Raw genomic sequence first — 24,119 nt, 5'->3', positions numbered from 1 at the left:
CGCGGGGCTGAGCCATTGCGCCCCACCGCGCACGCCATTAGCCAAGCGGACGAGGAGAGAATGACCATGAACAAAAGCCGTCACACCAACTTGCCGACTTGCGGAGGGCAGGCCTGATGGCGCTCGCTCCCGCGGCCAGCAGCAGCACCGATTCGAACCCGATCGAGGACGAGGCGCAGAGCGTCGATGCCCCCGAGCTGCGCCTGTTCGTCATGGCGCTGTTCTTCATCTTCGGTGGGATCACCTCGCTCAACGACGTGATCATTCCCAAGCTGAAGGAGCTGTTCACGCTGAGCTACACGCAGGCGATGCTGGTGCAGTTCTGCTTTTTCACCGCCTATCTGGTGATCGGCATTCCCGGCGCCCAGCTGGTCAAACGGATCGGTTACATGCGCGGCGCGATCGCCGGGCTGCTGACGATGATGGTCGGCTGCCTCCTGTTCATTCCCGCCAGCGCCTATGCGACCTATGGACTCTTCCTGCTTGCGCTGTTCGTGTTGGCGAGCGGCGTCGTGGTGGTCCAGGTCGTCTCCAACCCGCTGATCAGTCTGCTCGGACCGGCGCGCACGGTGCACAGCCGGCTGACCTTCGCGCAGGCGTTCAACAGCCTCGGCACGACGATCTTCCCGCGGGTCGGCTCGGCGCTGATCCTCGGCGGTCTCGCCGGTGTCACCGCGGCCCAGCTGAGCGGCCCCGCGCTCGACGCCTATCGCAGCGCCGAGACCAAGGCGATCGTCAATACCTACATCGGGCTGGCGCTCGCGCTGGCGGTGATCGCCGGGGCGGTGTTCCTGTTCCGCAACCGGCTGAAGGGCGAGCAGCACGACCATAGCCCGCCGCTTGCCGGCTTCCAGCTGGTCCGCCGTACCCGCTTCGGCTTCGGCGCGCTGTGCATCTTTCTCTACGTCGGCGCCGAGGTCTCGATCGGTTCGCTGATTGTCAATTACCTGATGCAGAAGAGCGTGCTCGGGCTGACCGACGCCGACGCCGGCAAGATGATCATGTACTATTGGGGCGGGGCCATGGTCGGCCGCTTCATCGGCTCGGCGGTGCTTCGGGTGGTCAACCCGGGGCTGGTGCTCGCAGCCGTGGCGACCGGGGCGATTGCGCTCATCGCCGTCTCGGCCAACTCGACCGGCCAGGTCGCCGCCTATTCACTGCTGGCGATCGGGCTGATGAACTCGATCATGTTCCCGACCCTCTTCAGCCTCGCCTGCGAGAAGCTGGGGCCGCGCGCGGCGGACGGCTCGGGGATCATCAACATCGCCATCTTCGGCGGCGCGGTCGTCCCGCTGCTGACCGGCGTCCTGGCGGATACGTCCAAGAGCCTCGCCTTCGCGCTGCTCCTGCCGGCGATCTGCTACGCGATTATTTTGGCGTTCGGGCTTTATGCCCGCCAGCCGGCGCCGCCGCTCGAAGCCGACCTCAGAGGCTGACGAGCGGGCAGGGCAGGCCGGGGACCTCGAGCGCGAAGGCGAAGAGGGCCCCGGCCTGCGGCCGGTCGGCGACCTGCTCGTCGCTCATGAACAGCCGGGCGGTAGTGGCGTAGCCGGTGCTTCGATCCGCCCCGCCGAATGCGACCTTGGTGACGTTCGGGACGGAGAAGGCGACCATTCCCACCAGCTCGCCGTCGGGCGAGTAGCGAAGCGCCCGGGCGCCGCCAAACTGGGCGGTCCAGACGAATCCCTGCGAATCCACCGAGGGCCCGTCCGGATGTCCGTTGCCGGCGCCGATCTCGACGAACGGCTCCGGTTCGCCGAGCTTGCCGTCGCGGTCGACAGGCGCGCGCCAGATCCGGTCGGCGTGGGTGTCGGTGAAGTAGATCAGCCGGCCGTCGGGCGAGAAGGCGGGCCCGTTGGTGACGGTGAAACCGCCGATCGGCTGCCGCACCAGCTCGCCCCGGAAATAGCTATAGTAGCGCCCAGTCGGCCCGCTCTCGTCATCGTCCATCGTCCCGAACCAGAGCCGCCCGGATGGGTCCACGACCCCGTCGTTCAGCCGGTGGCCGCGGAGGTCCTCGTCGACGCGGCAGAGACGCTCGAACGATCCCTCCGCCGGGTCGAAGCGGTGCAGCCCGCTCTGCAGCCCGGCGACGAACGCGCCATCGTCGGCGGGTAGCACGAAGCCGACCTGCTCGGGACTGTCCCAGCTTCGCCGCCCGCCATCGGCGGGATCGTAGCGGTGGATCTTCTGCTGCTTGATATCGACGAACCAGAGGGCCTGGTCGCGCTCGACCCAGACGGGGCCCTCGCCGAGGGTGGCCGCTACCGGCCAGACGCAGATTGGCTGATCCATGTCCTGCCTGTTGCCCCAGGCCGGTCGGCTTGGGAAGCCGCGAAGGCGCACCGGCGCTCGCGTTAATACTTCGCTCCAGCGGTGAATTTCTCGCGTTGTGCACTGCAGCATTTCCGTCGAGCCTCTAGAAATCAGAGCAGAGCAGCCCGGACGTAGCGAGGCATGCCGGCGTGAGGAGGATCAATGCTTCTTGCAAAGGGGGTTGTGATGCGATTGTTCTTGGGAGTGCCCGCGCTGCTGCTGGTGATGAGCAGCGCGCCGGCTGAAGCCGCCGATCTCGGCGGCGGGTTCGCAGTCAGCGGCGGCGCCGCGATCGTCACCGATTACCGCTTTCGCGGGATCAGCCAGACCAACCGCCGCTTCGCGATCCAGGGCACGGGCACGCTGAGCCATTCGAGCGGGTTCTACGCCACCTTCTGGGGCAGCTCGATCGACGACTATATCGCCAACGGGGGCGACGCCGAACTCGACCTCATTGCCGGGTACAAGCACACGACCAAGGGCGGGACCACGTTCGACGGCGGCGTGCTCTATTATTATTACCCGGGTTCGGGCGGGGCCAACACAGACTTCGTCGAACCCTATGTCTCGGTCGCGCAGGCGTTCGGGCCGGTCACTGCCAAGGTCACTGCCAACTATGCGCCCAAGCAGCACGGGATCGCCGCGGCCCATGCGCGGGACGACAACCTCTATCTCGCGGGCGACCTCAGCTACGCGGTTCCCAAGACCTCGCTCAGCCTGACCGGCCATCTCGGTCACAGCTGGGGACCGAGCTACCTGACGGCGCCGTACCGGCACTACACCGACTGGAACGTCGGCGCGGCCTACGCCCTCAAGAACCTGACCTTCGGCCTGTCGTACGTCGACACCGACAAGCATTTCGAGAGCCCGTCGGGCCGCAGCATCGGCGGCGCCGGCGTGGTCGGCTCGGTCGGGGTGAGCTTCTAGCAAGGGGAACATGATGAAGCTGGTGATCGCCATCATCAAGCCGTTCAAGCTCGACGAGGTCCGGGAGGCGCTTGCGAGCGTCGGCGTCGAAGGACTGACCGTGTCCGAGGTCCGCGGATACGGGCGGCAGAAGGGCCAACCCGAAATCTACCGCGGGGCCGAATATCAGACGAGCCTCGTCCCCAAGATCAAGCTGGAGATCGCGATCGAGGATCCGATGGTCGGCCGGGTCGTGGAGACGATCGAGCAGTCGGCGCGCACCGGGTCGATCGGTGACGGCAAGGTCTTCGTGGTCGATCTGGAATCGGCGGTGCGGATCCGCACCGGCGAGCGGGATCAGGATGCGCTCTAGGGGGATGGCAGGCATGCGTATGACAACTTTGACGAAGGCGGCGGCGTTTATCGGGCTCGCCGCCTGGGGCGCGCCGCTGCTGGCGCAGGCCGCGCCCGCCGCCGCGCCGGCGCTGATTCAGGCGCCCGACGCCACGCAGATGGCCGGGATGGTCAACAAGGCGGACACGGTGTGGATGCTGGTGTCGTCCGCGCTGGTGCTGCTGATGAGCGTCCCGGCGCTCGCACTGTTCTATGGTGGGCTGGTGCGCGCCAAGAACATGCTGAGCGTGCTGATGCAGGTGCTGATGATCGTCTCGGTCGCCTCGCTGGTGTGGTGCAGCTGGGGCTACTCGCTGGCCTTCACCGGCGGCGCGACGCCATTCGTCGGCGGGCTCAGCAAGGCGTTCCTCATGGGGGTCAGCGCATCGACCTACGCGGCGACCTTCTCCAACAACGTCTACATTCCCGAATATGCCTACGTCATCTTTCAGATGACCTTCGCCTGCATCACCCCGGCGCTGATTGTGGGAGCGTTCGCGGAACGGGTGAAGTTCACTCCGCTGATGATCTTCGTCGTGCTATGGCTGACGATCGTCTACTTCCCGCTCGCGCACATGGTCTGGTATTTCGCCGGACCGGACTTCCTTCCCGCCAACACCACCGACGCCGGCTATCTATACCAGATGGGCGCGCTCGATTTCGCGGGCGGCACGGTGGTCCACATCAATGCCGGGATCGCGGGGCTGGTCGGCTGCCTGATGATCGGCAAGCGGGTCGGGTTCGGCAAGGAAGCAACCCCGCCGCACTCGCTGGTCATGACCATGATCGGCGCCTCGCTGCTGTGGGTCGGCTGGTTCGGCTTCAACGCCGGCTCCAATCTCGAGGCCAACGGCGTCGCCGGCGTCGCCTTCATCAACACCTTCGTCGCGACGGCGGCGGCGGCGGTCAGCTGGGCGATCTGCGATCAGCTGGTGCACAAGAAGCCGTCGATGCTCGGTGCCGCCTCCGGCGCGGTGGCCGGACTCGTCGCGATCACCCCCGCCTCGGGGTTTGCCGCGCCAATGACGTCGATCCTGCTCGGCTTCATCGTCTCGCCGATCTGCTTCTTCTTCGTCTCCACGGTGAAGAACCGGCTGAAGTACGACGACACGCTCGACGTATTCGGGGTGCACTGCATCGGCGGGATCGTCGGGGCGATCGCCACCGGCATCGTTGCCGACCCGCGGCTCGGCGGGCAGGGCTGGTTCGACTATACGAAGTTCCCCGCGGTGCCGGGGACCTACGACATGGCCGGCCAGGTCTTGACCCAGGTCAAGGCGGTGGTGGTCACCTTGCTCTGGTCAGGGATCGGATCGGCGATCCTCTACTTCGCGATCGACAAGACCATCGGCCTGCGTCCGAGCACGGATGCGGAACGCGAGGGGCTCGATATCAACGAGCATGGCGAGCGCGCCTACAACATGTGAAGACTGACACGGCAGGGGCCTGGCCGCGGTGACTCGGTCAGGCCTCTTTCGTTGCGATAAATCCGTCGGTGAAATCGAGGCCGACCGTCAACAGCGCGCGAAACTCGTTATAGCCGCCGCTGCCCGGGTGATAGGCGTGGAAGAAGAGCTGCGGCTTGCCCGTCGGGCCGCGTGCGACCGAGGCATGGCCGGGCGCGAGCCACGTCTCGGTCGAGCGGAGCAGCGGCTCCGGCTGCTTGACATAGGGACCGGTCAGCCGCTCCGCCGAGGCGACGCCGATGCCGTAGAGCGGGCTGGTGAAGTCGTTGCCCGCGTAGAACAGCCAATAGCGCCCTTCCTGCTTCCACACGAACGGGCCCTCGATCAGGTGCCCTTCCCAGTCGAGATCGTTGCTCAGCACCTGGTGGCGCTCGCCGACGAGCGCGCGTCCGTCCTCGCGCAGCCGCTGCGCGAACACCGGGGTCGTCATGTCGGCGACGATCGGCGCCGCGACCCCGCTCGCCGCCAGCACCGCGCGCACCTTGGACCAGTTCTCGATCGCCGCGCGGATCAGCGGCTGCATGAGGAAGTAGCGCTCCATCGGCCGCCGCGTATTGGCCCAGGGCAGGACCGCGGCGCAGAAGGCGGCCGAGCGGCGGTCGCGCTCGTCGTCGAACAAGGCGTCGATCAGCTGCGGATGATCACCCAGCAGCGCGGCGAGCGGGCGCGGCCACAGGCTGTTGGAGTCCTTCTTCCAGAACAGCCAGGGCTGGCCCTCGTCGACGAGAATGTGGGCGTCGATCATGCTGCCGGCGATCAGCGGCTCGCCATTGTCGCGCCACGGCCCGAGGGGAGAGGGCGCGCGGGCGAGCCCGATCGCCAGCAGCCGGTCGCGGTCACGCGCCGTGTAGCAGAGCCAATATTCGGCGCCGACGCGCGCGATCTCGGGCGCCCAGAAGTCGCCGTGCCGCGGCCCGGCGCTGGTCCAGTCCGGCGTCGCGCCCTCCGGGAAGACGAAGCCGGCCGGCGCCCAATGGTCGAGGTCGTCGGAGCGGAGCAGCGGGAAGGCGTCGGGCGCGTCGTTGGACGTCGCGACAAGCAGCCAGCCCGCGTCCGTCCGGAGCACCGCCGGGTCGCCATATCCGACGAGGATGCGCGGGTGGAGGTTGGCGGTGATCAGCGGCCGCCAAGGCGGCTCCACCCCGGCGTAGCGGACGGTCTCCATCTGGCGCGGGCGCCGGGTCCCGAAGGCCGCCGCCAGCCGCTCGTGAAAAGCCTCGTAGTGCGGAGCGTCGGGACCCTCGATCCGCAGCTCGCGGTCTCCGCCACCGGCTAACGCGACGCGCAGCAGCGTCGCGCCGTCGTCCTCGCGAGCGGAGACCGCGAAGCGGGTCATCTAGAAGTCGAAGGCGTCGGTGGTCTGGTGGCTCCCGGCCATGAACGCGTCGGCGACGATCCTTAGCGGATCGACGTCGACCTCGACCTGGTTCGCCGCGACCAGCTTGGCGAAATGCTGGTAGATCGACGGATATTCGCCGATCCCGCTGACCTTTACCTCCGCGCCGTTGACCGCCAGCCGGGTGCCGCCTTCGCTCAGCCGCAGCTGTTCGCCGTCGGCGGTGTCGACCTCGATCACCCAATGTTCGTCGGGCCGCTCGCGGAAGTCGAAGTCGGCGCTCAGATTGTCGCCGAAGTCGAGGCTGACTGCGATCGGCTGCTGCCGGTTGGCGGGCACCAGCAGCTTCGCCTGACGAATGAACAGCGGCATGGGCAGAATGCTGGTCGAGATGGACAGCGCGTTGATGCCGGGGTCGAACACGCCGAAGCCGCCCGGCGCGAAGATCCAGTCCTGCCCGGGGTGCCACTTACGGACATCCTCGAACCACTCGATCCGGAAGCGGGTGACGGTCTTCCCCGCCAGCCGGTCGCGGGCGTCGTCGACCCCGTCGTTATGCTGCGCGTGCCAGGCGGCATAGAGCGTACGGTTAGCGGCATGCGCGCGGCGGACCATGTCCTCCACCTCGCCGAGCGTCGCCGCGGGCGGCTTCTCGATCAGGACGTGCAACCCTGCTGCCAGCGCCTCGGCGACGATCGGGTGGCGCGCGCTCGGCGGCGTGCAGACGGCGATCGCGTCGACCCCTCCCGGCATCGCCTGGAGCATGGCGCCCACGCTTTCGTAGACGGGAACGGGAGGCGGCACCTGCGGCGGGCGCGGCGAGACCGCAGCGACCAGCTGATACTCGGAGTTTCCCTGTATTGCCGGAACATGCTGATCCACGGCAATCTTTCCATAACCGACAATGGCAATTCTGATGGGCATCGACACAACCTCTGGCGAACTGTGTCGCATTAACGTCAGCTGGAGGAAATGTTCAGCAGATCAACACTTAATTGTGGGCAACATGATTTGATCCGTTGCGCAGGCGATGGGCCTGGCGCAGCTTTCACGACCCCGGGGAGAGGGGGAGGAGCGTATGAGCCGGAAGGTCAAGGATTTCATCGAGATCAGCGACCACACGTCGCTGGACATGCTCATCAACACGCTGGTCGCGATCCGCGACAGCCTGCCGGCGGACGCCGAGCCGGAGATGAAGCTGAGGGGCGACGACGTGTTCGGGCGTCGGCTGTCGATCACCTACATGCGGGAGCTCAGCGAGGAAGAGCAGGCGTGCGAGGATCGCTACGCGCATGCTCATGCCAGCGCCGACGCGATCGAGATCGAGCGGCTGCGGGCGAGCCTCGAGGATGTCCCGTTCAAGCGGCAGGAGCTGCGCAGCGCGGCCTGAGACACGCATCGCCGCCGCGAGCGGCGTGACGGGCTAGGCTACCATTCGGCGAAGCTCCCGTCGGCGAGCCGCCAGACGGGGTTGCGCCAGCGGTGCCGGTCCTTGTCGAAAGAGCGGACAAGCTCCTCGTCGATCTCGATCCCCAGGCCCGCGCCAACGGGGATCGGCAGGAACCCGTCCTGCGGGGTCAGCACCGACTTGTCGCGGCAATAGGTGAGCAGGTCGTGCCCGTCGGTATTGTAGTGGATGCCGAGGCTCATCTCCTGGATCGCGACGTTGGGCGCCGTCGCCGCGAGCTGCAGGCAGGCGCCGAGCGCCAGTGGTCCCAGGGGACAGTGCGGCGCCACCGCGACATCGAAGGCTTCCGCCATCGCCGCGATCCGGCGGCATTCACTGAGTCCGCCCGCGTGGCTGAGATCGGGCTGGATGATGTCGACCGCCCCCTTCTCGAAGAAGGGCTTGAAGTCCCATCGCGAATAGAGCCGCTCGCCCAGCGCGATCGGGGTCGAGACGAGTTCGCTGATCTGCTGCAGCCCTTCCGGGTTCTCGCTCAGCAGCGGCTCCTCGATGAACAGGAGACCGAGCGGCTCGAGCACCTTGGCGAGCTGCTTGGCCATCGGCCGATGGACCCGTCCATGGAAGTCGAGCCCGACGTCCATGCCGGCGGCCTGCGCCGCCTCGACCCGCTTGATCACCGCGTCGAACAGGCGCGGGGTGCCGATCCAGTCGAGCTCGGCGGTGGCGTTCATCTTGACCGCGGAGAAGCCCTGCTGACGCCGGCCCTGCGCCGCGTCGGCGATCTCGTGCGGCCGGTCGCCGCCGATCCAGGCATAGGCGCGGATCCGGTCGCGCACCTTGCCGCCGAGCATCTGCCAGGCGGGCAGGCCGTAGCGGCGCCCCTTGAGGTCCCACAGCGCCTGGTCGAGCCCGGAGAGGGCGGACATGAGAACCGCGCCGCCGCGATAGAAGCCGCCCCGGTAGCAGACCTGCCAATGGTCCTCGATCCGGTCCGGGTCTTCGCCGAGGCAGCGGTCGCGGATGGCCTCGAACGCGCCCTCGACCGCCTCGCCATGCCCTTCCAGGCTGGCCTCGCCCCAGCCCACCGCGCCGTCCGCCGCCTCGACCCGGACGAACAGCCAGCGGGGCGGAACGATGAAGGTCTCGATCTTGCCGATCGTCGTGGGTGCGGGGTTCATCAGGCGGTCTCGGGGTTGTGCATCTCGGCGGGCGGATTGGCGTTGGCGGCGCTTGCCTCGAGGCGCTGGGTGCGCGCGGCTGGCCAATGCGTTTCCGACGGCGGGACGATCGGCACGGCAAGGCAGACCGAGGAGGCGGGCAGCACGTCGCGCCAGTCCTGGATCAGCTTCTTGTAGGCCTTGCCGACGTTGCGGATCTTGCGGTCGAGATCGAACAGACCGAGCGGGTTGACGTTGCCGTTCTGCTCGCGGAGCGCGGTGTCCCAGTCGACCTGGTCGGTCAGGCTGTACCAGGTGAAGCCGACGGTCGGGATGCCGACGTTGCGCAGGCGCAGCACGTTCGCCCATTCCTTCCACAGCCATTGCACCGCCTCGTCGCCGTTCGGGCCTTCGACGAGGTTGGTCTCGGTGTGCATGATCGGGAGGCGGTAGCGATTGTGATACTGGCGGGTGATCTCGGAATAGCCGAACACCTCGCCGCTCGACGTGGTGTGTCCGTCGGCGAAGACGCGGTGCTCGTTGGTGCGGTAATAGTCGTTGCCGAGGATGCAATGTTGCTTGAGGCGGTTGCCGAGGAAGAAGTGGTACTCCTCGCGAGTCATCCCATTGTCCATGAGATATTCGTACATCTCGCTGTCGACGCGCCGCCCGTAGTTGAGGTCGAGGCTGAGGAAGCGACGCGCGTTCAGGAGCTCGGCTGGGCCGATTGCGCTGGGTGAATCCGCATGGAAATATTCCGAGCTTTCCGACTGGATGAAGATGGCGTCGGGGCGCCGCTTCAGGATCTCGTTCATCGCCAGCACGTTCGCCTTGACGATGTGCTTCAAGGCAGTGACGAAGCCGAGGTCGGAGCGGAGCTGCTCGTTCCACCAGCCGTAGCGGGCGGAGAAGACCGCGCAGATGAACATTTCATTGACCGGCGTGTAGAGCTGGACCCAAGGGAAGCGCTCGGCGAAGGCAGCGGCGTAGGTGGCGAAGAGCTGCGGGAAATCCGGGTTCTGGAAATTGCCGATCCAGTCGGGAACGCCGAAGTGGCAGAGATCGACGATCGGAGTGATATCCCGGCGGCGCAGCTCGGCGAAGGTGAGGTCGCTATACTCCCAGTCGTAGCGCCCGGGCGCGAGATAGGTCTTGTGCAGCGGCGGCCCGAAGCGGAGGAAGTTGATCCCGATCTCCTGGATGCAGTCGAAATCCTCGCGCCAGCGCCGGTAGTGCTGGCTCGCCTCCATCTGGTCGACGCGCGTCTTGCCGTTGTTGATGGTCGGGATGCTGTTCTCGATCCCCGTCGCGAACATGAAGTTGGCGATGGCGGCTCTCCCTTGAACTGGTGTCCGAACCACCCCCCGGGCGGACCGGTTATGGCTGGCTCCGTGCTGCGTTAAAGTGATCGGGCGCGCGATGGTTGCATGCTCGTTGCCCACGCGGCTAGCGAGCCGTTCAGGAAAGTGCGGACCCGGGCCGGCCGTCGGCTGTTCCCCCTTGCACAGGAGCATGGATGATCTCGCTGAACAGCTACATCGCGGTCGACTGGGGAACGACCAATCGCCGCGCCTACCGGATTGGGCCGGACGGCCGGAACGAGGCGGAGTTCGAGGACGGCAAGGGCATCTTGTCGCTGTCGGACGGGGGCTTCGCCGCCGCGGTCGGCGAGATCCGCGAGCGGCTTGGCGATCTGCCCCTTCTGATGGCCGGCATGATCGGCTCGAACCGCGGCTGGAAGGAGGCGCCCTACGTACCATGCCCCGCGGGTCTGGACGAAATCGCCGCGGCGCTGGTCTGGCCCGAGCCCGACCGCTCGGCGATCGTGCCCGGCGCCAGCTTCGTCGATGACGATCGTGCCGACGTCATGCGCGGCGAGGAGGTGCAGCTGCTCGGCGCGGTGGCGGCCGGGCTGATTGGTGCCGATGCTCTCGCCTGCCATCCGGGAACGCACAATAAATGGGTGCGGCTGGCGGGCGGCCGGATCGCCGAGTTCCGCACGGTGATGACCGGCGAGCTGTTCAACCTCCTCAAGGAGAAGAGCATCCTGGCCGAGCTGCTGCACGACAAGGCCGAGCCCGACGCGGCGTTCCGCGCCGGGGTGCGCCAGGGACTGAAGGGCGAGGCGCTGACCGCCGACCTCTTCTCGGCGCGGGCGCGGGTGCTGCTCGGCCGGCTCGACCGCGCCGACGCGTCGAGCTGGGTCAGCGGCCTGCTGATCGGCGGAGACGTCCGCACCGGCACCGCGGGCGCATCAGGCGAGGTGGCGGTGATGGGCCGGCCCGAGCTCACCGCGCTCTACGCTGCCGCGTTGGACGAAGCCGGCTTCGCCTGCCGCGAGGTCGATGGCGAGCAGGCCTTTCTTGCCGGCATCGCTGAAATTGCACGGAGACTGTCATGAGCGCCCCCGAAAATCTTTTCCGCTACCTCGACCAATGCCCGCTGGTCGCGATCATCCGCGGCGTCACTCCGGACGAGGCGGTCGCGGTGGGAGAGGCGATCTTCGCCGCCGGCATCCGCGTGATTGAAGTGCCGCTCAACTCGCCCGACCCGCTGGAGAGCATTCGTCGGCTCGCCGACCGGCTCGGCGACCGGGCGCTGATCGGGGCCGGGACGGTGCTCGACACCGACCAGGTCGCGAGCGTGCGGGCAGCGGGTGGGCGGCTGGTCGTCTCCCCCAACACCGACGTCGATGTGATCCGAGCAACCGTCGCGGCCGGGCTCGCCTCCTCGCCGGGCTACTACACCCCGTCCGAGGCGTTCGCCGCGCTCAAGGCCGGGGCGCATGTGCTCAAGCTGTTCCCGGCGGAGGGCGCCACCCCCGCGGTCGTGAAGGCGCAGCGCGCGGTCCTGCCCAAGGACCTGCGGCTGCTCGTCGTCGGCGGAGTCAAGCCGGACGGGATGCGGCCGTGGCTCGATGCCGGCGCGACCGGGTTCGGGCTCGGCTCGGGCGTCTATGCGCCCGGGCGCACCGCGGCCGACGCCGGCGCGGCGGCGCGCGCCTATGTCGAGGGGCTCGCCGCCTAGATCGAGTCGAGCGGCCGCCCGCGGGTCTCGGGCAGGAACAGCAACGAGGTCACGAAGCTGATTGCGGTGAAGACCACCGCATACCACAGCCCGCTGAACGGGTTGCCGGTGATCGCCACCAGCGCGAAACTGGTGACCGGCAAGAAGCCGCCGACCCAGCCGGTGCCGACATGATAGGGCAGGGACAGGGCGGTGTAGCGGATGCGGGTCGGGAACATTTCGACCAGCGCGGCGGCCTGCGGCCCGTAGACGGCACAGGCGGCGGCGGTGAAGACCAGCAGCCAGAAGGCGAGCAGCGACAGGTCGAATGCGTGCGGGTCCGCGGCGGCGGGGTAGCCGTTCGCCTTAAGCATTGCCTTCAATTGGTCGCCGGTGGCGGTCTTGAGCGCCTTCAGGCCCTTGGCGTCGAGATTGCTGCCGTCGGGAACGGCGAGCAGGCTGGTGCCGACGCGGATGCTGGTCGAGCCGTCCCCCGAGGTCATGCTGGAATAGCGGAGCCCGGAGCCGCCGAGCAGGCTCTTAGCGACGTCGCACGCGCTCTTGTACTGGGCGGTGCCAACCGGATCGAACTGCACGGAGCAGGTCGACGGCTGGGTCGCGACGACGATCGGGGTGGCGCGCTGGGCGGCGCTGAGCGCCGGGTTCACCGCGTCGGCGATGCCGTGGAAGCCGGGAAAATAGGCGAGCAGTGCCAGCGCCATGCCGCCGACCATCACCGGCTTGCGCCCGACCCGGTCGGACAGCCAGCCGAAGAAGACGTAGAGCGGGATGCTGGCGAGCGTCATGAACAGGACGATGAGGTTCACCGTCGGCTCGGGCACGCCCAGCGACTTCATCAGGAACACCTGCATGAAGAAGAAGGTGCAGTACCAGACCGCTCCCTGCGCGCACATGACGGCGAAGAAGACGAGCAGCACGCGCTTCAGGTTCTCGCCGCGAGCGAACGCCTCGGTCAGTGGGGCCTTGGCAATCGCGCCCTCGTCGCGCAGCCTGGTGAACAGCGGGCTTTCGTGGAGCTTGGAGCGGAGCCACAGCGAGGCGCCGAGCAGCAGGATTGAGAGGAGGAAGGGCACCCGCCAGCCCCAGGCGGCGAACGCCTCTTCGCCGATGCTGGTGCGGGTGACGTAGATGACGATCAGCGCGGCGAGCAGTCCGAAGGCGGCGCTCGACTGGATCCAGCCGGTGGTACCCCCGCGGCGGTCGTCGGGCGCATGTTCGGCGACGTAGATGGCAGCGCCGCCATATTCCCCGCCGAGCGCCGTCCCCTGGCAGATGCGAAGGAAGATGAGCAGGACTGGGGCGGCGATCCCCGCATTTGCATAGGTCGGCAACAGGCCGATCGCGAAGGTCGCCGCGCCCATCAGGGTCACGGTGATCAGGAAGGTCGCCTTGCGCCCGATCCGGTCGCCCATCGCGCCGAACAGGATCGCGCCGAACGGCCGGAAGGCGAAGCCGGCGGCGAACAGGCCGAGCGCCGCGATCAGTCCGGCGGTCGGGTCCAGCCCGGCGAAGAAGACCTTGGAGATGGTCGCGGCGAGACTGCCGAAGATGAAGAAGTCATACCACTCGAACGCCGTGCCGGTCGACGAGGCCGCGACGACCTTTGCCATTCCCCACCCGCCGCGGGCGCGCTGCTGCTGATCCGCCATCCGTCCCCCACTCTCCTCGGCGTCGAGGATTAGCAGGCGAGCCGCGTCAGTCCAGCTTGCGGATGGTCTCGTCGAGGTGGGCGACGGTGACTCCGAGGCGGCTCACCCGCATGCTGTTCTGGACCACCCTCGGCCCCATGGGGGTGAGCGTCTGCTCGACCTGCATGTTGTTCTTCATCCGGTAGCGGATCAGCGCGCCGCGTCCGACCAGGTCGACGGTGACGGGGCCGGTCGCGTCGGTCAGCGACCCCTGGAAGCGGGTCGGGCTGATCCGGGTCAGCCGCCAGGTGCGGGTGCGCACCGCCTCGCCCTGCTGGTCGACCCGCTGCGAGAGGAGCAGCGAGCCGTCGGGCTCCACCCGTCCGCGACTGTCCACGCGGACGCTCTTGGCGGACTGAAGGATGACCTTCAGCCGCCCGTCGCCATGGCTCCGGCCCTGGAAGAAGGCGACCGGATCGAAGCTGGCGTGGGCGGCGGAGGCGGCAGTCAGGAGGAGGGCGAAAGCAAGACCATGGCGCACTAACTGTTCCTTCCGGCGACGAGCTGGTCGACCACGGACGGGTCGGCCAGAGTTGAAACGTCGCCGAAGCCGCCGGTTTCCCCTTCCGCCACCTTGCGAAGGATCCGCCGCATGATCTTGCCCGATCGGGTCTTGGGAAGCGACGGCGCGAACTGGATCCGCTCGGGCGCGGCAAGCGCGCCGATGTGCTGGCGGACTTCCTGGTTCAACTGCTTGCGCAGCTCGTCGGAGCCGCTCTCGCCGGCGTTCAGCGTGACATAGGCGTAGATCGCCTGACCCTTGATGTCGTGCGGGATGGCGACCACCGCGGCCTCGGCGACCAGCGGGTGGGCGACCAATGCACTCTCCACCTCGGCGGTGCCGATCCGGTGACCGGACACGTTGATCACGTCGTCGACCCGGCCGGTGATCCAGTAATAGCCATCCTCGTCGCGGCGGCAGCCATCGCCGGTGAAGTAGAGGCCTGGATAGGCGGTGAAATAGGTCTGGAAGAAGCGCTCGTGGTCGCCCCAGACAGTGCGCATCTGCCCCGGCCAGCTGTGCGACAGGCAGAGGTTGCCCGAAGTCGCGCCCTCGAGCACCTGATGGTTGGCGTCGACCAGCAGCGGCTTGATCCCCGGCAGCGGCTTGGTCGCCGAACCGGGCTTCATGTCGATGGCGCCCGGGACCGGCGAGATGAGGATGCCGCCTGTCTCGGTCTGCCACCAGGTGTCGACGATCGGCACCCGGCCATCGCCGACCACCCGCCAGTACCACTCCCAGGCCTCGGGGTTGATCGGCTCGCCCACGGTGCCGAGTAGTCGGATCGAGGAGCGGCGATGCTTCGTCACCGGCGCGTCGCCCTCGCGCATCAGCGAGCGGAGCGCGGTCGGCGCGGTATAGAAGATGGTGACTCCGAGCCGGTCGCAGGTTTCCCAAAAGCGGTCCGGGCCGGGGTAGGTCGGGATGCCGTCGAACATCACGCTGGTCGCGCCGTTCATCAGCGGCCCGTAGACAACATAGGAGTGGCCGGTGATCCAGCCGATGTCGGCGGTGCACCAGAAGATGTCGCGGTCGGTCGCGCCGAACACCCAGTCGAAGGTCGTCGCGGCCCAGGTCGCATAGCCACCAGTGGTATGGACGACGCCTTTCGGCTTTCCGGTGGACCCCGAGGTGTAGAGGATGAACAGCGGGTCTTCCGCGTCCATCACCTCCGGCTCCGCCTCGGTCGGCAGCGTGTCGCGCACGTCGGACCAGCGGATGTCGCGGCCCTCGACCATTGCCACCTCGCCGCCGGTGCGGGTGACCACAACCACCGCGTCGATCCGGGGGCAGAGCGCGATCGCCTTGTCGACATTGGCCTTGAGCGGGATCCTCTTGCCGCCGCGGCAGCCCTCGTCGGCGGTGACGATCAGCTTCGCGTCGCAATCCTCGATGCGGCCTGCGACGCTCTCGGGCGAAAAGCCGCCGAACACCACCGAGTGGATCGCGCCGACCCGCGCGCAGGCGAGCATCGCCGCCGCCGCCTCGGGGATCATCGGCATGTAGATCATCACCCGGTCGCCGCGCTTGACGCCCTTCTGGCGGTAGAGGTTGGCGAAGCGGCAGGTCTCCTCATAGAGCTGGCGATAGGTCCAGCGCTGGGTATGGCCGGGCTCGTCGCCCTCGAAGATCAGCGCGACCTTGTCGCCGCGCTCGGCGAGATGGCGGTCAAGGCAGTTGACCGACAGGTTCAGCTGCCCGTCTTCGAACCAGCGAATTCCGAAGTCGGCCTCGTGGAAGGACCAGTTGCCGGCTCGCGTCGGCGCCTTTGCCCAGTCCAGCCGCCGGGCCTGCTCCAGCCAGAAGCCGTCGGTGTCGGTGTCGGCGCGATGGTTGAGCGCGTCGAGCTCGGCCGGCCCGATGCGGCTCTCGAAGTCCGCCGGAACGGGATGAACGGCTTCACTCATGCTCGCCTCTCCAACAATGTTCGTGAGGCTCGATAGCGAAGGTGGCAGGCGGGGAGCAATCGGCGGCGCCAGCAGCTCACCCCTCTGTTGCGGTGCGTCGTCCCGTGCTTCGGCCATGATCCGTCCCCTTGCTGCTGCCCGCGCAGGCGCAGCACCGGCAGTGCCGGTTTCGGGCGAACCCTGCCATTCTCCCTTGGGCCGAAGCCCCTTGGCTCAGGCCGGGCGCTTGCGCAGCAGGGCGGAGCGGCTCATCCGGCAGACCAGCTCGCCGCGCTGGTTGAAGGCGCGGTGCTCCCAGGTGACGATCCCGGCATTGGGACGCGACTTGCTTTCGCGCAGCTCGGTGCACTCGCTCTCGCAGCGCAGCGTGTCGCCGGTGAACACCGGCGCGGGGAAGACGACCTTTTCGTAGCCCAGGTTGGCGACCAGCGTTCCGAGCGTGGTGTCGCCGACGCTGACCCCGACCAGCAGCCCGAAGGTGAAAACCGAATTGACGAGCGGCCGCCCGAACTCGCTTGCCGCTGCCGCCTCATGGTCGAGGTGGAGCGGCTGCGGGTTGTGGGTGAGGGTCGAGATCAGGAGATTGTCGGTCTCGGTCACCGTGCGCCGGATCTCATGCTCGATCCGGTCGCCGACCTGCCATTCGTCGAAGAACTTTCCTGCCATGGGCGCTGCCTAAAGCTGGAGCAGGAGCTCGGCAACGGCTTCGGTGATCGCCGTCCCGTCGAGCCGGTAGGCGGCGTAGAGGTCGGGCAGCGTTCCGGTCTGCCCGAACCGATCGACCCCGAGCGGCGCCACGCGCTGGCCGAGCACGCCGCCAAGCCAGCTCAGCGAGGCCGGCGCAGCGTCGCAGATCGTGACCAGCCCGGCACCCGGCGCGAGGCGGGAGAGCAGCCGCTCGACATGGCTTGGCTGGCGCTCGCCCTTCCAGCGTGCTGCCTGCGCCGCGGTCCAGCCGCGATGGAGGAGGTTGGGGGAGGTGACGGCGAGCAGGCCAAGCCCGGGAATGTCGCGCGCCAGTTCCTCATGCGCGGCGAGCGCTTCGGGCATCACCGCGCCCATCGCGACGATCGCCGCCTCGGCTCCTTCGCCCGGCTCGCGCAGCCAGTAGGCACCGGCCAGTGCGCCCGAGCGCCAGCCATCGTCCGGCCGTGCGACCTGAACGACGTTGCGGGTCGAGAGGCGGAGATAGGTGGACTCGCCGTCCGGCGCGTCGATCAGCCGGAACGCCTCTTCCATCATCGCGGCGAGCTCGTCGGCGAAGGCCGGCTCGTAGTGGCGCAGCCCCGGCTGGCCAAGCGCGATCAGCGGCGGGTTGATCGACTGGTGCGCGCCGCCCTCCGGCCCAAGCGTGACCCCGCTCGGCGTCGCCACCAACAGGAAGCGCGCATCCTGGTAGCAGGCGTAGTTGAGCGCATCGAGGCCGCGGGCGATGAACGGATCGTAGAGGGTGCCGACCGGGAACAGCCGCGTCCCGAACAGGTCGCCGGCAAGGCCCGTCGCGGCCAGAGTCAGGAACAGGTTGCTCTCGGCGATGCCCAGCTCGATGTGCTGGCCCTTGTCCTCGCCGCGCCACTTCTGCGCCGAGGCGATCTTGGCCTGCGCGAACGTGTCGGTGAGCTCGCGGCGGTTGAACAGCCGGCGCTGGTTCACCCAGGCGCCGAGATTGGTCGAGACTGTCACGTCGGGCGAGGTGGTGACGATCCGGTCGGCGAGCGGCTCGCCCGACTTGGCGAGATCGAGCAGGATCCGCCCGAACGCGGCCTGGGTCGACTGTTCCTCGCCGGTCGGCGCGGGGAGGGCGGGGACCGTCACCGTCCCGAACACGCGCGGTCGCTTGTCGCGGCGGATCGCGGCACGCTCGAGCGTCGCCTCGACCGCCGTCCGGGCATTGTCGCCGATCCCGGCGAGCTTCTCCCACTCCTGTCCTTGGGCAATCCCCATCTGCTCGCGCAGCTGGTCGAGCTGGGTTGGGTTCATCAGCCCGGCGTGATTGTCCTTGTGGCCGGCGAAGGGCAGGCCGTAACCCTTGACGGTGTAGGCGATGAACAGGGTCGGCGTGTCGTCATCCTTGGCGGCGTCGAACGCCTCGACCAGCGCGGCCATGTCGTGCCCGCCGAGATTGGTCATCAGCGACTGCAGCTGGCGATCATCGCGCGCGTCGAGGATCGGCTTCACCGCGCCGCTGCAGTCCTTCAGCAACCGCTCGCGCCAGGCCGCGCCGCCGAGATAGGTGAGCGCGCTGTATTCGGCGTTGGGGGTCTCGTCGATGAAGCGCTTCAGCGCCTCGCCGCCCGGCTCGCCGAACGCCGCCTCCTGCTGCTTGCCATATTTCAGCGTGACGACCTTCCAGCCGCAGGTCTCGAACATGTCGTCGAATCGGCGGAACATGCGGTCGGCGGTGGTCGCGTCGAGGCTCTGGCGGTTGTAGTCGACGATCCACCACAGGTTGCGGACGTCGTGCTTGTAGCCCTCGATGATGGCTTCGTAGATGTTGCCTTCGTCGAGCTCGGCGTCGCCGATCAGGCTGACGAAGCGGCCGCGCTCCGCTTCCGGCATGAAGCCGTGAGCGGTCAGATAGTCCTGCACCAGGCTGGCGAAGAGGGTGACGGCCACGCCGAGGCCGACCGAGCCTGTCGAGAAATCGACCGGAATCCTGTCCTTGGTCCGGCTCGGATAGCTTTGCGCGCCGCCGAAGCCGCGGAAATTCTCCAACTGCTCGCGGCTCTGGCTGCCGAGCAGATAATGGATGGCGTGGAGCACCGGCCCGGCATGCGGCTTCACCGCGACCCGGTCATTGGGTCCGAGCGCGTGGAAGTAGAGCGCGGACATGATCGCTGCCATCGACGCGCAGCTCGCCTGGTGCCCGCCGACCTTCAGACCGTCGGGACTCTCGCGCAGGTGGTTGGCGTTGTGGATGGTCCAGGCGCTGAGCCAGCGAAGGCGATCGTCGAGCGCCTCGAGCGCGGCGATGTCGGGACGGACGGGCTTGAGCATCGCCCGGCGTTAAAACTTCACCGGCCGATTGGGTAGCTTATTCGGGGTCGTGCGCCGCGTCGTAGCGGGCCTGCGCCGCGCGGATGCAGGCGATGTGCGCGATCGACCATTCGCCCAGCGCCCGCACCGGCTCGCGCAGGGAGCGGCCGAGCTCGGTCAGCTCATAGTCGACCCGCGGCGGGATGGTCGGGGTCACCGTCCGGCTGACGAGGCCGTCGCGCTCGAGACCGCGCAGCGAGAGGGTCAGCATGCGCTGCGAGATGCCGTCGATGACGCGCTTCAGCTCGTTGAAGCGCCGGGGCCCGGCCGACAGCACCATGACGATCAGCATGCTCCATTTGTCGCCGACGCGGTTCAGCACCGGCGTGACGTTGCGGCAGCCGGCGAGCTGGATGTCGGGCGGCCCCTCGCCGATCGGTTCCGGGGCAGGCACATCGCTGTGCCCGAGGATCAAATTTTTGCGTTCTTGCGGGGCGTCCATGGGTGGTTACGTAAAGCTCCTCGGTAACAAATCAATACCAAGGAACTTTCCATGACCATCCTCCGCGTCGACAGCAGCATCACCGGCGAGAACAGCGTCAGCCGGATCCTCACCCAGCGGATCACCGACCAGCTTGCGTCCGGCGGGGAGCCGGTCGTGGTCCGCGATCTCGCCGCCGACCCGCTGCCGCACCTGACGCTCGACCAGCTCGGCGCCGGGCCGGTGCTCGACGAGTTCCTCGCCGCGGACACGGTGGTGATCGGCGCGCCGATGTACAATTTCACGCTGCCGACCCAGCTCAAGGCGTGGCTCGACCGCATCCTCGTAGCCGGCCAGACCTTCCGCTACACCGCGACCGGGCCCGAGGGGCTGGCCGGCGGACGGCGGGTGATCGTCGCCTTGTCGCGCGGCGGCTTCTACGAGGAAGGCACGCCCGCGGGTGCGCTGGAGCACCTCAAAACTTACCTGACCGGCGTGTTCGGCTTCATCGGCATCGCGCCCGAGTTCGTCCATGCCGACGGCATCGCGGCCGGCCCGGAGCAGCGCGAGGCGGGGATCGCGAACGGGCTCGAGGAGGTCGACCGGCTCGCCGCCTGAGCGGCACCGGGGCGCGGCTCGGCCGTTGGTCCTTCCTGTCAAGGAGAGGATCATGGCCGAGCTCAGCACCGATCAGCGCAACCACCTCGACGAGGACAAGTTCGCCTTCCCCAAGCAGCGCAAGGAGCCGCTGGAGAACGCCAGCCACGTCCGCAACGCCGTCGCCCGCTTCAACCAGGTCAAGGACGTCACCGACAAGGAGCGCGACGAGGCCTGGCACCGCATCCAGCGCGCCGCCAGGAAGTTCGACGTCCAGCTCGACGAGAAGAGCTGGCACGAGCTCAAGGCGAAGAAGTAGCGGCTAGGCGAGGAGCCGCAGCGGGTTCTCGATATAAGCCCGGAGCGCCTGCAGGAAGCTCGCCGCGTCCCAGCCATCGACGACCCGGTGGTCGCACGACAGCGAGAGGTTCATCCGCTTGCGGATCTCCAACTCGCCGTTCAGCGGGACGACCTTCTCCTCGACCTTGTTGACCGCGATGATAGCGACCTGCGGCGGGCTGATCACCGGAGTCGAAGTGATCCCGCCCATCGGGCCCAGCGAGGAGATGGTGATGGTCGGGCCAGACAGTTCCTCGCGGCTCGCCTTGCCGGTGCGCGCGGCCTCGGACAGGCGGAGGATCTCGCTCGCGATCTGCCACACGCTCTCCGCCTGCGCATCGCGCATCACCGGGACCATCAGCCCGCCCGGGGTCTGGGTCGCGACGCCCATGTGCACCGCGCCGTGGCGGGTGATGACGTTCGCGGAGTCGTCGTAGGTGGCGTTGAGCATCGGCCACTCGGGCAGCGCGCGGGTCATGGCAGTGATCAGGAAGGGCAGCAGCGTCAGCTTCGGGTTGGAGCCGCGATCCCGATTCATCATCGCCCGCGCTTCCTCGAGCGCGGTGACGTCATATTCCTCGACCAGCGTGAAGTGCGGGACCCGGCGCTTGGCCTCCTGCATGTTCTCCGCGATCTTGCGGCGCAGGCCGACCACCTTGATCGTCTCGTCCGGCCGCTGCGCACCGGCGCTGCGCCCCGGCAGCGAACCGCCGTTGTAGAGGAGATAGGCATCGAGGTCCGAATGGCGGATGCGGTCGCTCGCGGTCTTCACCTGAGCGAGGTCGACGCCGAGGTCGCGCGCGCGCTGGCGAACGGCGGGGGAAGCAAGGACCTTGGCACCCCCGGCGGGTTCGGCCGGCGCCTGGACGGGCTCCGGCGCCGGCTTGGGCGCGGGCGCCTCCGGGGTCACGTCGACGGTCGGAAGCTCTTCCTCCATTTCCTTCGTCGGCACTACCGCGCCGTCGCCGAGCGGCACTTCCTCGGTCGCGTCGGCAGGGGCGGCAGCGGCGGCGGGAGCCGCGCGCTTCGCCGGCGCGCCGCTCGCCTCGCCCTCGGTCTCGATCACCGCCAGCACCGAACCGATCGGCACCATGTCGCCGACCGCGCCGGCTAGTTCGCGCACCGTGCCGGAGACCGGCGATTCCATCTCGACCGTCGCCTTGTCGGTCATCATGTCGGCGATCTGCTGGTCTTCCTCGACCCGGTCGCCGATCTTGACGTGCCAGGCGACGATCTCGGCCTCGGCGATCCCTTCGCCGATGTCGGGGAGCTTATATTCGAAGCGGGCCATCAGGACTCCAGCACTTTCTTCAGCGCATTCTTGGTCCGCAACGGACCGGGGAAATAAATCCATTCATAGGCGTGCGGATAGGGCGTGTCCCAGCCGGTCACGCGCGCCACCGGCGCCTCGAGATGGTAGAAGCAGCGCTCCTGCACCAGGGTCGCCAGCTCGGCCGCGAAACCCGAGGTGCGGGTCGCTTCCTGCATGACGAGGCAGCGGCCGGTCTTCTTCACGCTCTCGACGATCGTCTCGAGGTCGAGCGGAACCAGCGTGCGCAGGTCGATCACCTCGGCGTCGACCTGGTTCGCCTCCGCCGCCGCGAGCGCGACATGGACCATCGTCCCGTAGGCGAGGATTGTCACCGCCTCGCCGGCACGGACGATGTTCGCCTTGCCCAGCGGCACGGTGTAGTGGCCATCGGGCACTTCGCTCGCCGGATGCTTGGCCCAGGGCGTCACCGGCTTGTCGTGGTGGCCGTCGAACGGGCCGTTGTAGATCCGCTTGGGCTCGAAGAAGACGACCGGGTCCGGGTCCTCGATCGCGGCGATCAGCAGCCCCTTGGCGTCGTAGGGCGTGGAGGGAATCACCACCTTCAGGCCGGCGACATGGGTGAACAGCGCCTCGGGGCTCTGGCTGTGGGTCTGGCCGCCAAAGATGCCGCCGCCGTAGGGCGAGCGGATGACCATCGGCATCGTCCATTCGTGCGCGGTGCGGTAGCGGATCCGCGCCGCCTCGGAGACGATCTGGTCGTAGCCGGGATAGATATAGTCGGCGAATTGGATCTCGGCGACCGGCTTCAGTCCATAGGCCGCCATCCCGACCGCGGTGGCGATGATCCCGCCCTCGCTGATCGGCGCGTCGAAGCAGCGCTGCTTGCCGAACTGCTTCTGCAGTCCCTCGGTGGCGCGGAACACGCCGCCGAAATAGCCGACGTCCTCGCCGAACACGACGACGTCGGGGTCGCGCTCCATCATGACGCGGTGCGCGTCGTTGATGGCCTGGATCATGTTGCGGGTCGTCATTTCGGTTCGTGCCCCAGGAACTCGCGGGCCTCGCCCATCGCCTCGTCGCGCTGCTCGGAAAGATGCCACGGGGTTTCGGCGTAGACGTCCTCGAACATGGAGGGGATCTCGTCGAAGCCTTGCTGGGGCAGCGTGCCGACCGCCTCGGCTTCCTTCTGGCTGCGGCGGACCTCCTGCTCGCACTCGGCGACCATCGCCTGGTGCCGCTCCTCGTCCCACTCGCCGGCGCCGACCAGGTGCTGCTTCAGCCGCTCGATCGGGTCGCCTAGCGGCCAGGACTGGGCCTCGCCCGCGGCGCGGTAGCCGGTCGGGTCGTCGGAGGTCGAATGACCCTCGGCGCGGTAGGTGAAGAACTCGATCAGGGTCGCGCCATGGTTGCCGCGCGCGCGCTCGGCCGCCCATTGCACCGCGGCATAGACCGCCAGCGCGTCATTGCCGTCGACCCTGAGGCCGGCAACGCCATAGCCGCGGGCGCGCGCGGCGAAGGTCGCTTTCTCGGCCCCGGCGATCCCCGACCAGCTGGAAATCGCCCACTGGTTGTTGACCACCGCCAGCACCACCGGCGCGGTGTAGACGGCGGCGAAGGTCAGTGCCGAGTGGAAGTCGCCCTCGGCCGTCGCGCCCTCGCCAATCCAGCCCATCGCGATCCGGCTGTCACCCTTGATCGCGCTCGCCATCGCCCAGCCCACCGCCTGCGGATACTGGGTGCCGAGATTGCCCGAGATCGAGAAGAAGCCGTGCGGCTTGTCCGAATACATGATCGGCAGCTGGCGACCGCGTAAGGGATCGCCGGCGTTCGAGTAAATCTGGCACATCATCGTCTTGAGCGGATAGCCGCGTGCGACGAGCAGGCCCTGCTGGCGATAGGTCGGGAAGCACATGTCCTCCCGGTCGAGCGCCGCCGCGGCGGCGGTGGCGATGGCCTCCTCGCCGGTGCACTTCATGTAGAAGCTCGTCTTGCCCTGCCGCTGGGCGCGGTACATCCGGTCGTCGAAGATGCGCACCGTAACCATGTCGCGGAGGATCTTAAGCTTGACCTCGGCCGGCAGCCGCGGGTCCCACGGCCCGACCGGCTGGCCGGAATCGTCCAGCACCCGCACCAGGGTCTCGGTCAGCGGCCAGGTCTCGGCCGCCGGCGCGTCGGTGCCGGGGCGCGGCGCGCTGCCGGCCGCGGGCACGTCGACGAAGCTGAAGTCGGGCTTGTCGCCGGGGCGGAAGGGCGGCTCGGGCACGTGCAGCTCGAGCCGCGGCCGATTGGCCCGGTCGGGGGGTGAATTATTCATCAGCCGCGCGCTTAATGGGGCGCGAGGATTACG

The 24,119-nt window shown here is 68.0% G+C and carries 23 protein-coding genes; 9 read left to right on the top strand and 14 right to left on the bottom strand.

Annotated features, from left to right (window positions below; all coding sequences use genetic code 11):
* Window positions 1-116 precede the first annotated feature (116 nt).
* On the top strand, window positions 117-1,436 hold the full coding sequence (locus tag HMF7854_RS13000) for a sugar MFS transporter (protein ID WP_126719567.1): 1,320 nt from the start codon (window positions 117-119) through the stop codon (window positions 1,434-1,436).
* On the opposite strand, the gene HMF7854_RS12995 is transcribed toward HMF7854_RS13000, so the two are convergent.
* Entirely contained in the window at window positions 1,426-2,295 is an 870-nt protein-coding gene (locus tag HMF7854_RS12995) for an SMP-30/gluconolactonase/LRE family protein (RefSeq protein ID WP_126719565.1), read from the bottom strand. The genes HMF7854_RS13000 and HMF7854_RS12995 overlap by 11 nt on opposite strands.
* A gap of 207 nt (window positions 2,296-2,502) precedes the next feature.
* Between HMF7854_RS12995 and HMF7854_RS12990 the strand changes: the two genes are divergently transcribed.
* From HMF7854_RS12990 to HMF7854_RS12980, 3 genes are read left to right on the top strand one after another with little or no spacing between them, the layout of a single operon-like run.
* Window positions 2,503-3,243 (top strand): TorF family putative porin, encoded by a 741-nt coding sequence (locus HMF7854_RS12990; protein ID WP_126719563.1) that lies wholly within the window; start codon window positions 2,503-2,505, stop codon window positions 3,241-3,243.
* Window positions 3,244-3,256: 13 nt separating this feature from the next.
* A complete protein-coding gene (locus tag HMF7854_RS12985) occupies window positions 3,257-3,595 on the top strand; it encodes a P-II family nitrogen regulator (protein WP_126720225.1) in 339 nt (112 codons plus the stop codon).
* A 19-nt stretch (window positions 3,596-3,614) separates the two neighbouring features.
* Window positions 3,615-5,042 (top strand): ammonium transporter, encoded by a 1,428-nt coding sequence (locus HMF7854_RS12980; protein WP_126720224.1) that lies wholly within the window; start codon window positions 3,615-3,617, stop codon window positions 5,040-5,042.
* A 37-nt stretch (window positions 5,043-5,079) separates the two neighbouring features.
* Here the strand turns inward: HMF7854_RS12980 and HMF7854_RS12975 are convergent, their stop codons facing one another.
* A complete protein-coding gene (locus HMF7854_RS12975) occupies window positions 5,080-6,417 on the bottom strand; it encodes a glycoside hydrolase family 43 protein (protein WP_126719561.1) in 1,338 nt (445 codons plus the stop codon).
* Window positions 6,418-7,341, bottom strand: coding sequence for a Gfo/Idh/MocA family protein (locus HMF7854_RS12970; protein ID WP_126719559.1), 924 nt, complete (start codon window positions 7,339-7,341; stop codon window positions 6,418-6,420).
* Between the two features lie 154 nt (window positions 7,342-7,495).
* Between HMF7854_RS12970 and HMF7854_RS12965 the strand changes: the two genes are divergently transcribed.
* Window positions 7,496-7,807: a hypothetical protein gene (locus HMF7854_RS12965; protein ID WP_126719557.1), complete on the top strand. Its 312-nt coding sequence runs from the start codon at window positions 7,496-7,498 to the stop codon at window positions 7,805-7,807.
* Between the two features lie 38 nt (window positions 7,808-7,845).
* Here HMF7854_RS12965 and dgoD read toward each other — a convergent pair whose 3' ends face one another.
* Together dgoD and HMF7854_RS12955 are read right to left on the bottom strand one after the other, a co-directional pair.
* Complete coding sequence (dgoD, locus tag HMF7854_RS12960) at window positions 7,846-9,003, bottom strand: galactonate dehydratase (protein ID WP_126719554.1); 1,158 nt, start codon at window positions 9,001-9,003, stop codon at window positions 7,846-7,848.
* On the bottom strand, window positions 9,003-10,298 hold the full coding sequence (locus HMF7854_RS12955) for a family 1 glycosylhydrolase (protein ID WP_126719552.1): 1,296 nt from the start codon (window positions 10,296-10,298) through the stop codon (window positions 9,003-9,005). Before HMF7854_RS12955 ends, dgoD begins: the two co-directional genes overlap by 1 nt.
* Before the next feature lie 200 nt (window positions 10,299-10,498).
* Between HMF7854_RS12955 and HMF7854_RS12950 the strand changes: the two genes are divergently transcribed.
* A complete protein-coding gene (locus tag HMF7854_RS12950; protein WP_126719551.1) occupies window positions 10,499-11,383 on the top strand; it encodes a 2-dehydro-3-deoxygalactonokinase in 885 nt (294 codons plus the stop codon).
* A complete protein-coding gene (locus HMF7854_RS12945; RefSeq protein WP_126719549.1) occupies window positions 11,380-12,009 on the top strand; it encodes a 2-dehydro-3-deoxy-6-phosphogalactonate aldolase in 630 nt (209 codons plus the stop codon). The genes HMF7854_RS12950 and HMF7854_RS12945 overlap by 4 nt, the downstream gene beginning before the upstream one ends.
* Here the strand turns inward: HMF7854_RS12945 and HMF7854_RS12940 are convergent.
* The 6 genes from HMF7854_RS12940 to HMF7854_RS12915 form a co-directional block, all read right to left on the bottom strand.
* A complete protein-coding gene (locus tag HMF7854_RS12940) occupies window positions 12,006-13,658 on the bottom strand; it encodes an MFS transporter (protein ID WP_126719547.1) in 1,653 nt (550 codons plus the stop codon). The two genes, HMF7854_RS12945 and HMF7854_RS12940, sit on opposite strands and share 4 nt — an antisense overlap.
* A 46-nt stretch (window positions 13,659-13,704) precedes the next feature.
* Window positions 13,705-14,178 carry a DUF3833 family protein gene (locus HMF7854_RS12935; RefSeq protein ID WP_126719545.1) on the bottom strand — a complete coding sequence of 158 codons (474 nt, stop codon included), beginning with the start codon at window positions 14,176-14,178 and terminating at the stop codon, window positions 13,705-13,707.
* Window positions 14,178-16,106, bottom strand: a complete 1,929-nt coding sequence (acs, locus tag HMF7854_RS12930; RefSeq protein WP_126719543.1) for an acetate--CoA ligase — start codon at window positions 16,104-16,106, stop codon at window positions 14,178-14,180. Before acs ends, HMF7854_RS12935 begins: the two co-directional genes overlap by 1 nt.
* A 213-nt stretch (window positions 16,107-16,319) precedes the next feature.
* Entirely contained in the window at window positions 16,320-16,772 is a 453-nt protein-coding gene (locus tag HMF7854_RS12925) for a MaoC family dehydratase (protein WP_126719541.1), read from the bottom strand.
* A 9-nt stretch (window positions 16,773-16,781) separates the two neighbouring features.
* On the bottom strand, window positions 16,782-19,103 hold the full coding sequence (locus HMF7854_RS12920; RefSeq protein ID WP_126719539.1) for a transketolase: 2,322 nt from the start codon (window positions 19,101-19,103) through the stop codon (window positions 16,782-16,784).
* 37 nt (window positions 19,104-19,140) lie between these two features.
* Window positions 19,141-19,584, bottom strand: a complete 444-nt coding sequence (locus tag HMF7854_RS12915; RefSeq protein WP_126719537.1) for a winged helix-turn-helix transcriptional regulator — start codon at window positions 19,582-19,584, stop codon at window positions 19,141-19,143.
* A gap of 51 nt (window positions 19,585-19,635) precedes the next feature.
* Here HMF7854_RS12915 and HMF7854_RS12910 point away from each other — a divergent pair, with 51 nt between their 5' ends.
* Window positions 19,636-20,181: an FMN-dependent NADH-azoreductase gene (locus HMF7854_RS12910; protein WP_126719535.1), complete on the top strand. Its 546-nt coding sequence runs from the start codon at window positions 19,636-19,638 to the stop codon at window positions 20,179-20,181.
* Window positions 20,182-20,233: 52 nt separating this feature from the next.
* Entirely contained in the window at window positions 20,234-20,479 is a 246-nt protein-coding gene (locus HMF7854_RS12905; protein ID WP_126719533.1) for a DUF6582 domain-containing protein, read from the top strand.
* Between the two features lie 3 nt (window positions 20,480-20,482).
* On the opposite strand, the gene HMF7854_RS12900 is transcribed toward HMF7854_RS12905, so the two are convergent.
* The 3 genes from HMF7854_RS12900 to HMF7854_RS12890 are packed head-to-tail and all read right to left on the bottom strand — an operon-like array spanning window position 20,483 to window position 24,086.
* Window positions 20,483-21,790, bottom strand: coding sequence for a dihydrolipoamide acetyltransferase family protein (locus tag HMF7854_RS12900; RefSeq protein ID WP_126719531.1), 1,308 nt, complete (start codon window positions 21,788-21,790; stop codon window positions 20,483-20,485).
* Window positions 21,790-22,803 carry an alpha-ketoacid dehydrogenase subunit beta gene (locus HMF7854_RS12895; protein WP_126719529.1) on the bottom strand — a complete coding sequence of 338 codons (1,014 nt, stop codon included), beginning with the start codon at window positions 22,801-22,803 and terminating at the stop codon, window positions 21,790-21,792. Before HMF7854_RS12895 ends, HMF7854_RS12900 begins: the two co-directional genes overlap by 1 nt.
* Complete coding sequence (locus HMF7854_RS12890) at window positions 22,800-24,086, bottom strand: 3-methyl-2-oxobutanoate dehydrogenase (2-methylpropanoyl-transferring) subunit alpha (RefSeq protein ID WP_126719527.1); 1,287 nt, start codon at window positions 24,084-24,086, stop codon at window positions 22,800-22,802. Before HMF7854_RS12890 ends, HMF7854_RS12895 begins: the two co-directional genes overlap by 4 nt.
* Window positions 24,087-24,119: the final 33 nt, after the last annotated feature.

This window comes from Sphingomonas ginkgonis, from assembly GCF_003970925.1.
In the GTDB taxonomy this organism is placed as follows: Bacteria; Pseudomonadota; Alphaproteobacteria; order Sphingomonadales; family Sphingomonadaceae; genus Sphingomicrobium; species Sphingomicrobium ginkgonis.
Note: the sequence above shows the minus strand (reverse complement) of the source record. Positions and strands in the feature narration are given on the sequence as shown.

What these genes read in the sequence shown, in the direction of transcription:
- HMF7854_RS12890 (WP_126719527.1), bottom strand. Translation starts at nt 24,086, where the DNA reads ATGAATAATTCACCCCCCGACCGGGCCAATCGGCCGCGGCTCGAGCTG.
- HMF7854_RS12910 (WP_126719535.1), top strand. Translation starts at nt 19,636, where the DNA reads ATGACCATCCTCCGCGTCGACAGCAGCATCACCGGCGAGAACAGCGTC.
- HMF7854_RS12915 (WP_126719537.1), bottom strand. Translation starts at nt 19,584, where the DNA reads ATGGACGCCCCGCAAGAACGCAAAAATTTGATCCTCGGGCACAGCGAT.
- HMF7854_RS12900 (WP_126719531.1), bottom strand. Translation starts at nt 21,790, where the DNA reads ATGGCCCGCTTCGAATATAAGCTCCCCGACATCGGCGAAGGGATCGCC.
- HMF7854_RS12895 (WP_126719529.1), bottom strand. Translation starts at nt 22,803, where the DNA reads ATGACGACCCGCAACATGATCCAGGCCATCAACGACGCGCACCGCGTC.
- HMF7854_RS12905 (WP_126719533.1), top strand. Translation starts at nt 20,234, where the DNA reads ATGGCCGAGCTCAGCACCGATCAGCGCAACCACCTCGACGAGGACAAG.
- HMF7854_RS12920 (WP_126719539.1), bottom strand. Translation starts at nt 19,103, where the DNA reads ATGCTCAAGCCCGTCCGTCCCGACATCGCCGCGCTCGAGGCGCTCGAC.
- HMF7854_RS12955 (WP_126719552.1), bottom strand. Translation starts at nt 10,298, where the DNA reads ATGTTCGCGACGGGGATCGAGAACAGCATCCCGACCATCAACAACGGC.
- HMF7854_RS12940 (WP_126719547.1), bottom strand. Translation starts at nt 13,658, where the DNA reads ATGGCGGATCAGCAGCAGCGCGCCCGCGGCGGGTGGGGAATGGCAAAG.
- HMF7854_RS12945 (WP_126719549.1), top strand. Translation starts at nt 11,380, where the DNA reads ATGAGCGCCCCCGAAAATCTTTTCCGCTACCTCGACCAATGCCCGCTG.
- dgoD (WP_126719554.1), bottom strand. Translation starts at nt 9,003, where the DNA reads ATGAACCCCGCACCCACGACGATCGGCAAGATCGAGACCTTCATCGTT.
- HMF7854_RS12925 (WP_126719541.1), bottom strand. Translation starts at nt 16,772, where the DNA reads ATGGCAGGAAAGTTCTTCGACGAATGGCAGGTCGGCGACCGGATCGAG.
- HMF7854_RS12965 (WP_126719557.1), top strand. Translation starts at nt 7,496, where the DNA reads ATGAGCCGGAAGGTCAAGGATTTCATCGAGATCAGCGACCACACGTCG.
- HMF7854_RS12975 (WP_126719561.1), bottom strand. Translation starts at nt 6,417, where the DNA reads ATGACCCGCTTCGCGGTCTCCGCTCGCGAGGACGACGGCGCGACGCTG.
- HMF7854_RS12980 (WP_126720224.1), top strand. Translation starts at nt 3,615, where the DNA reads ATGACAACTTTGACGAAGGCGGCGGCGTTTATCGGGCTCGCCGCCTGG.
- HMF7854_RS12995 (WP_126719565.1), bottom strand. Translation starts at nt 2,295, where the DNA reads ATGGATCAGCCAATCTGCGTCTGGCCGGTAGCGGCCACCCTCGGCGAG.
- acs (WP_126719543.1), bottom strand. Translation starts at nt 16,106, where the DNA reads ATGAGTGAAGCCGTTCATCCCGTTCCGGCGGACTTCGAGAGCCGCATC.
- HMF7854_RS12970 (WP_126719559.1), bottom strand. Translation starts at nt 7,341, where the DNA reads ATGCCCATCAGAATTGCCATTGTCGGTTATGGAAAGATTGCCGTGGAT.
- HMF7854_RS13000 (WP_126719567.1), top strand. Translation starts at nt 117, where the DNA reads ATGGCGCTCGCTCCCGCGGCCAGCAGCAGCACCGATTCGAACCCGATC.
- HMF7854_RS12985 (WP_126720225.1), top strand. Translation starts at nt 3,257, where the DNA reads ATGAAGCTGGTGATCGCCATCATCAAGCCGTTCAAGCTCGACGAGGTC.
- HMF7854_RS12990 (WP_126719563.1), top strand. Translation starts at nt 2,503, where the DNA reads ATGCGATTGTTCTTGGGAGTGCCCGCGCTGCTGCTGGTGATGAGCAGC.
- HMF7854_RS12950 (WP_126719551.1), top strand. Translation starts at nt 10,499, where the DNA reads ATGATCTCGCTGAACAGCTACATCGCGGTCGACTGGGGAACGACCAAT.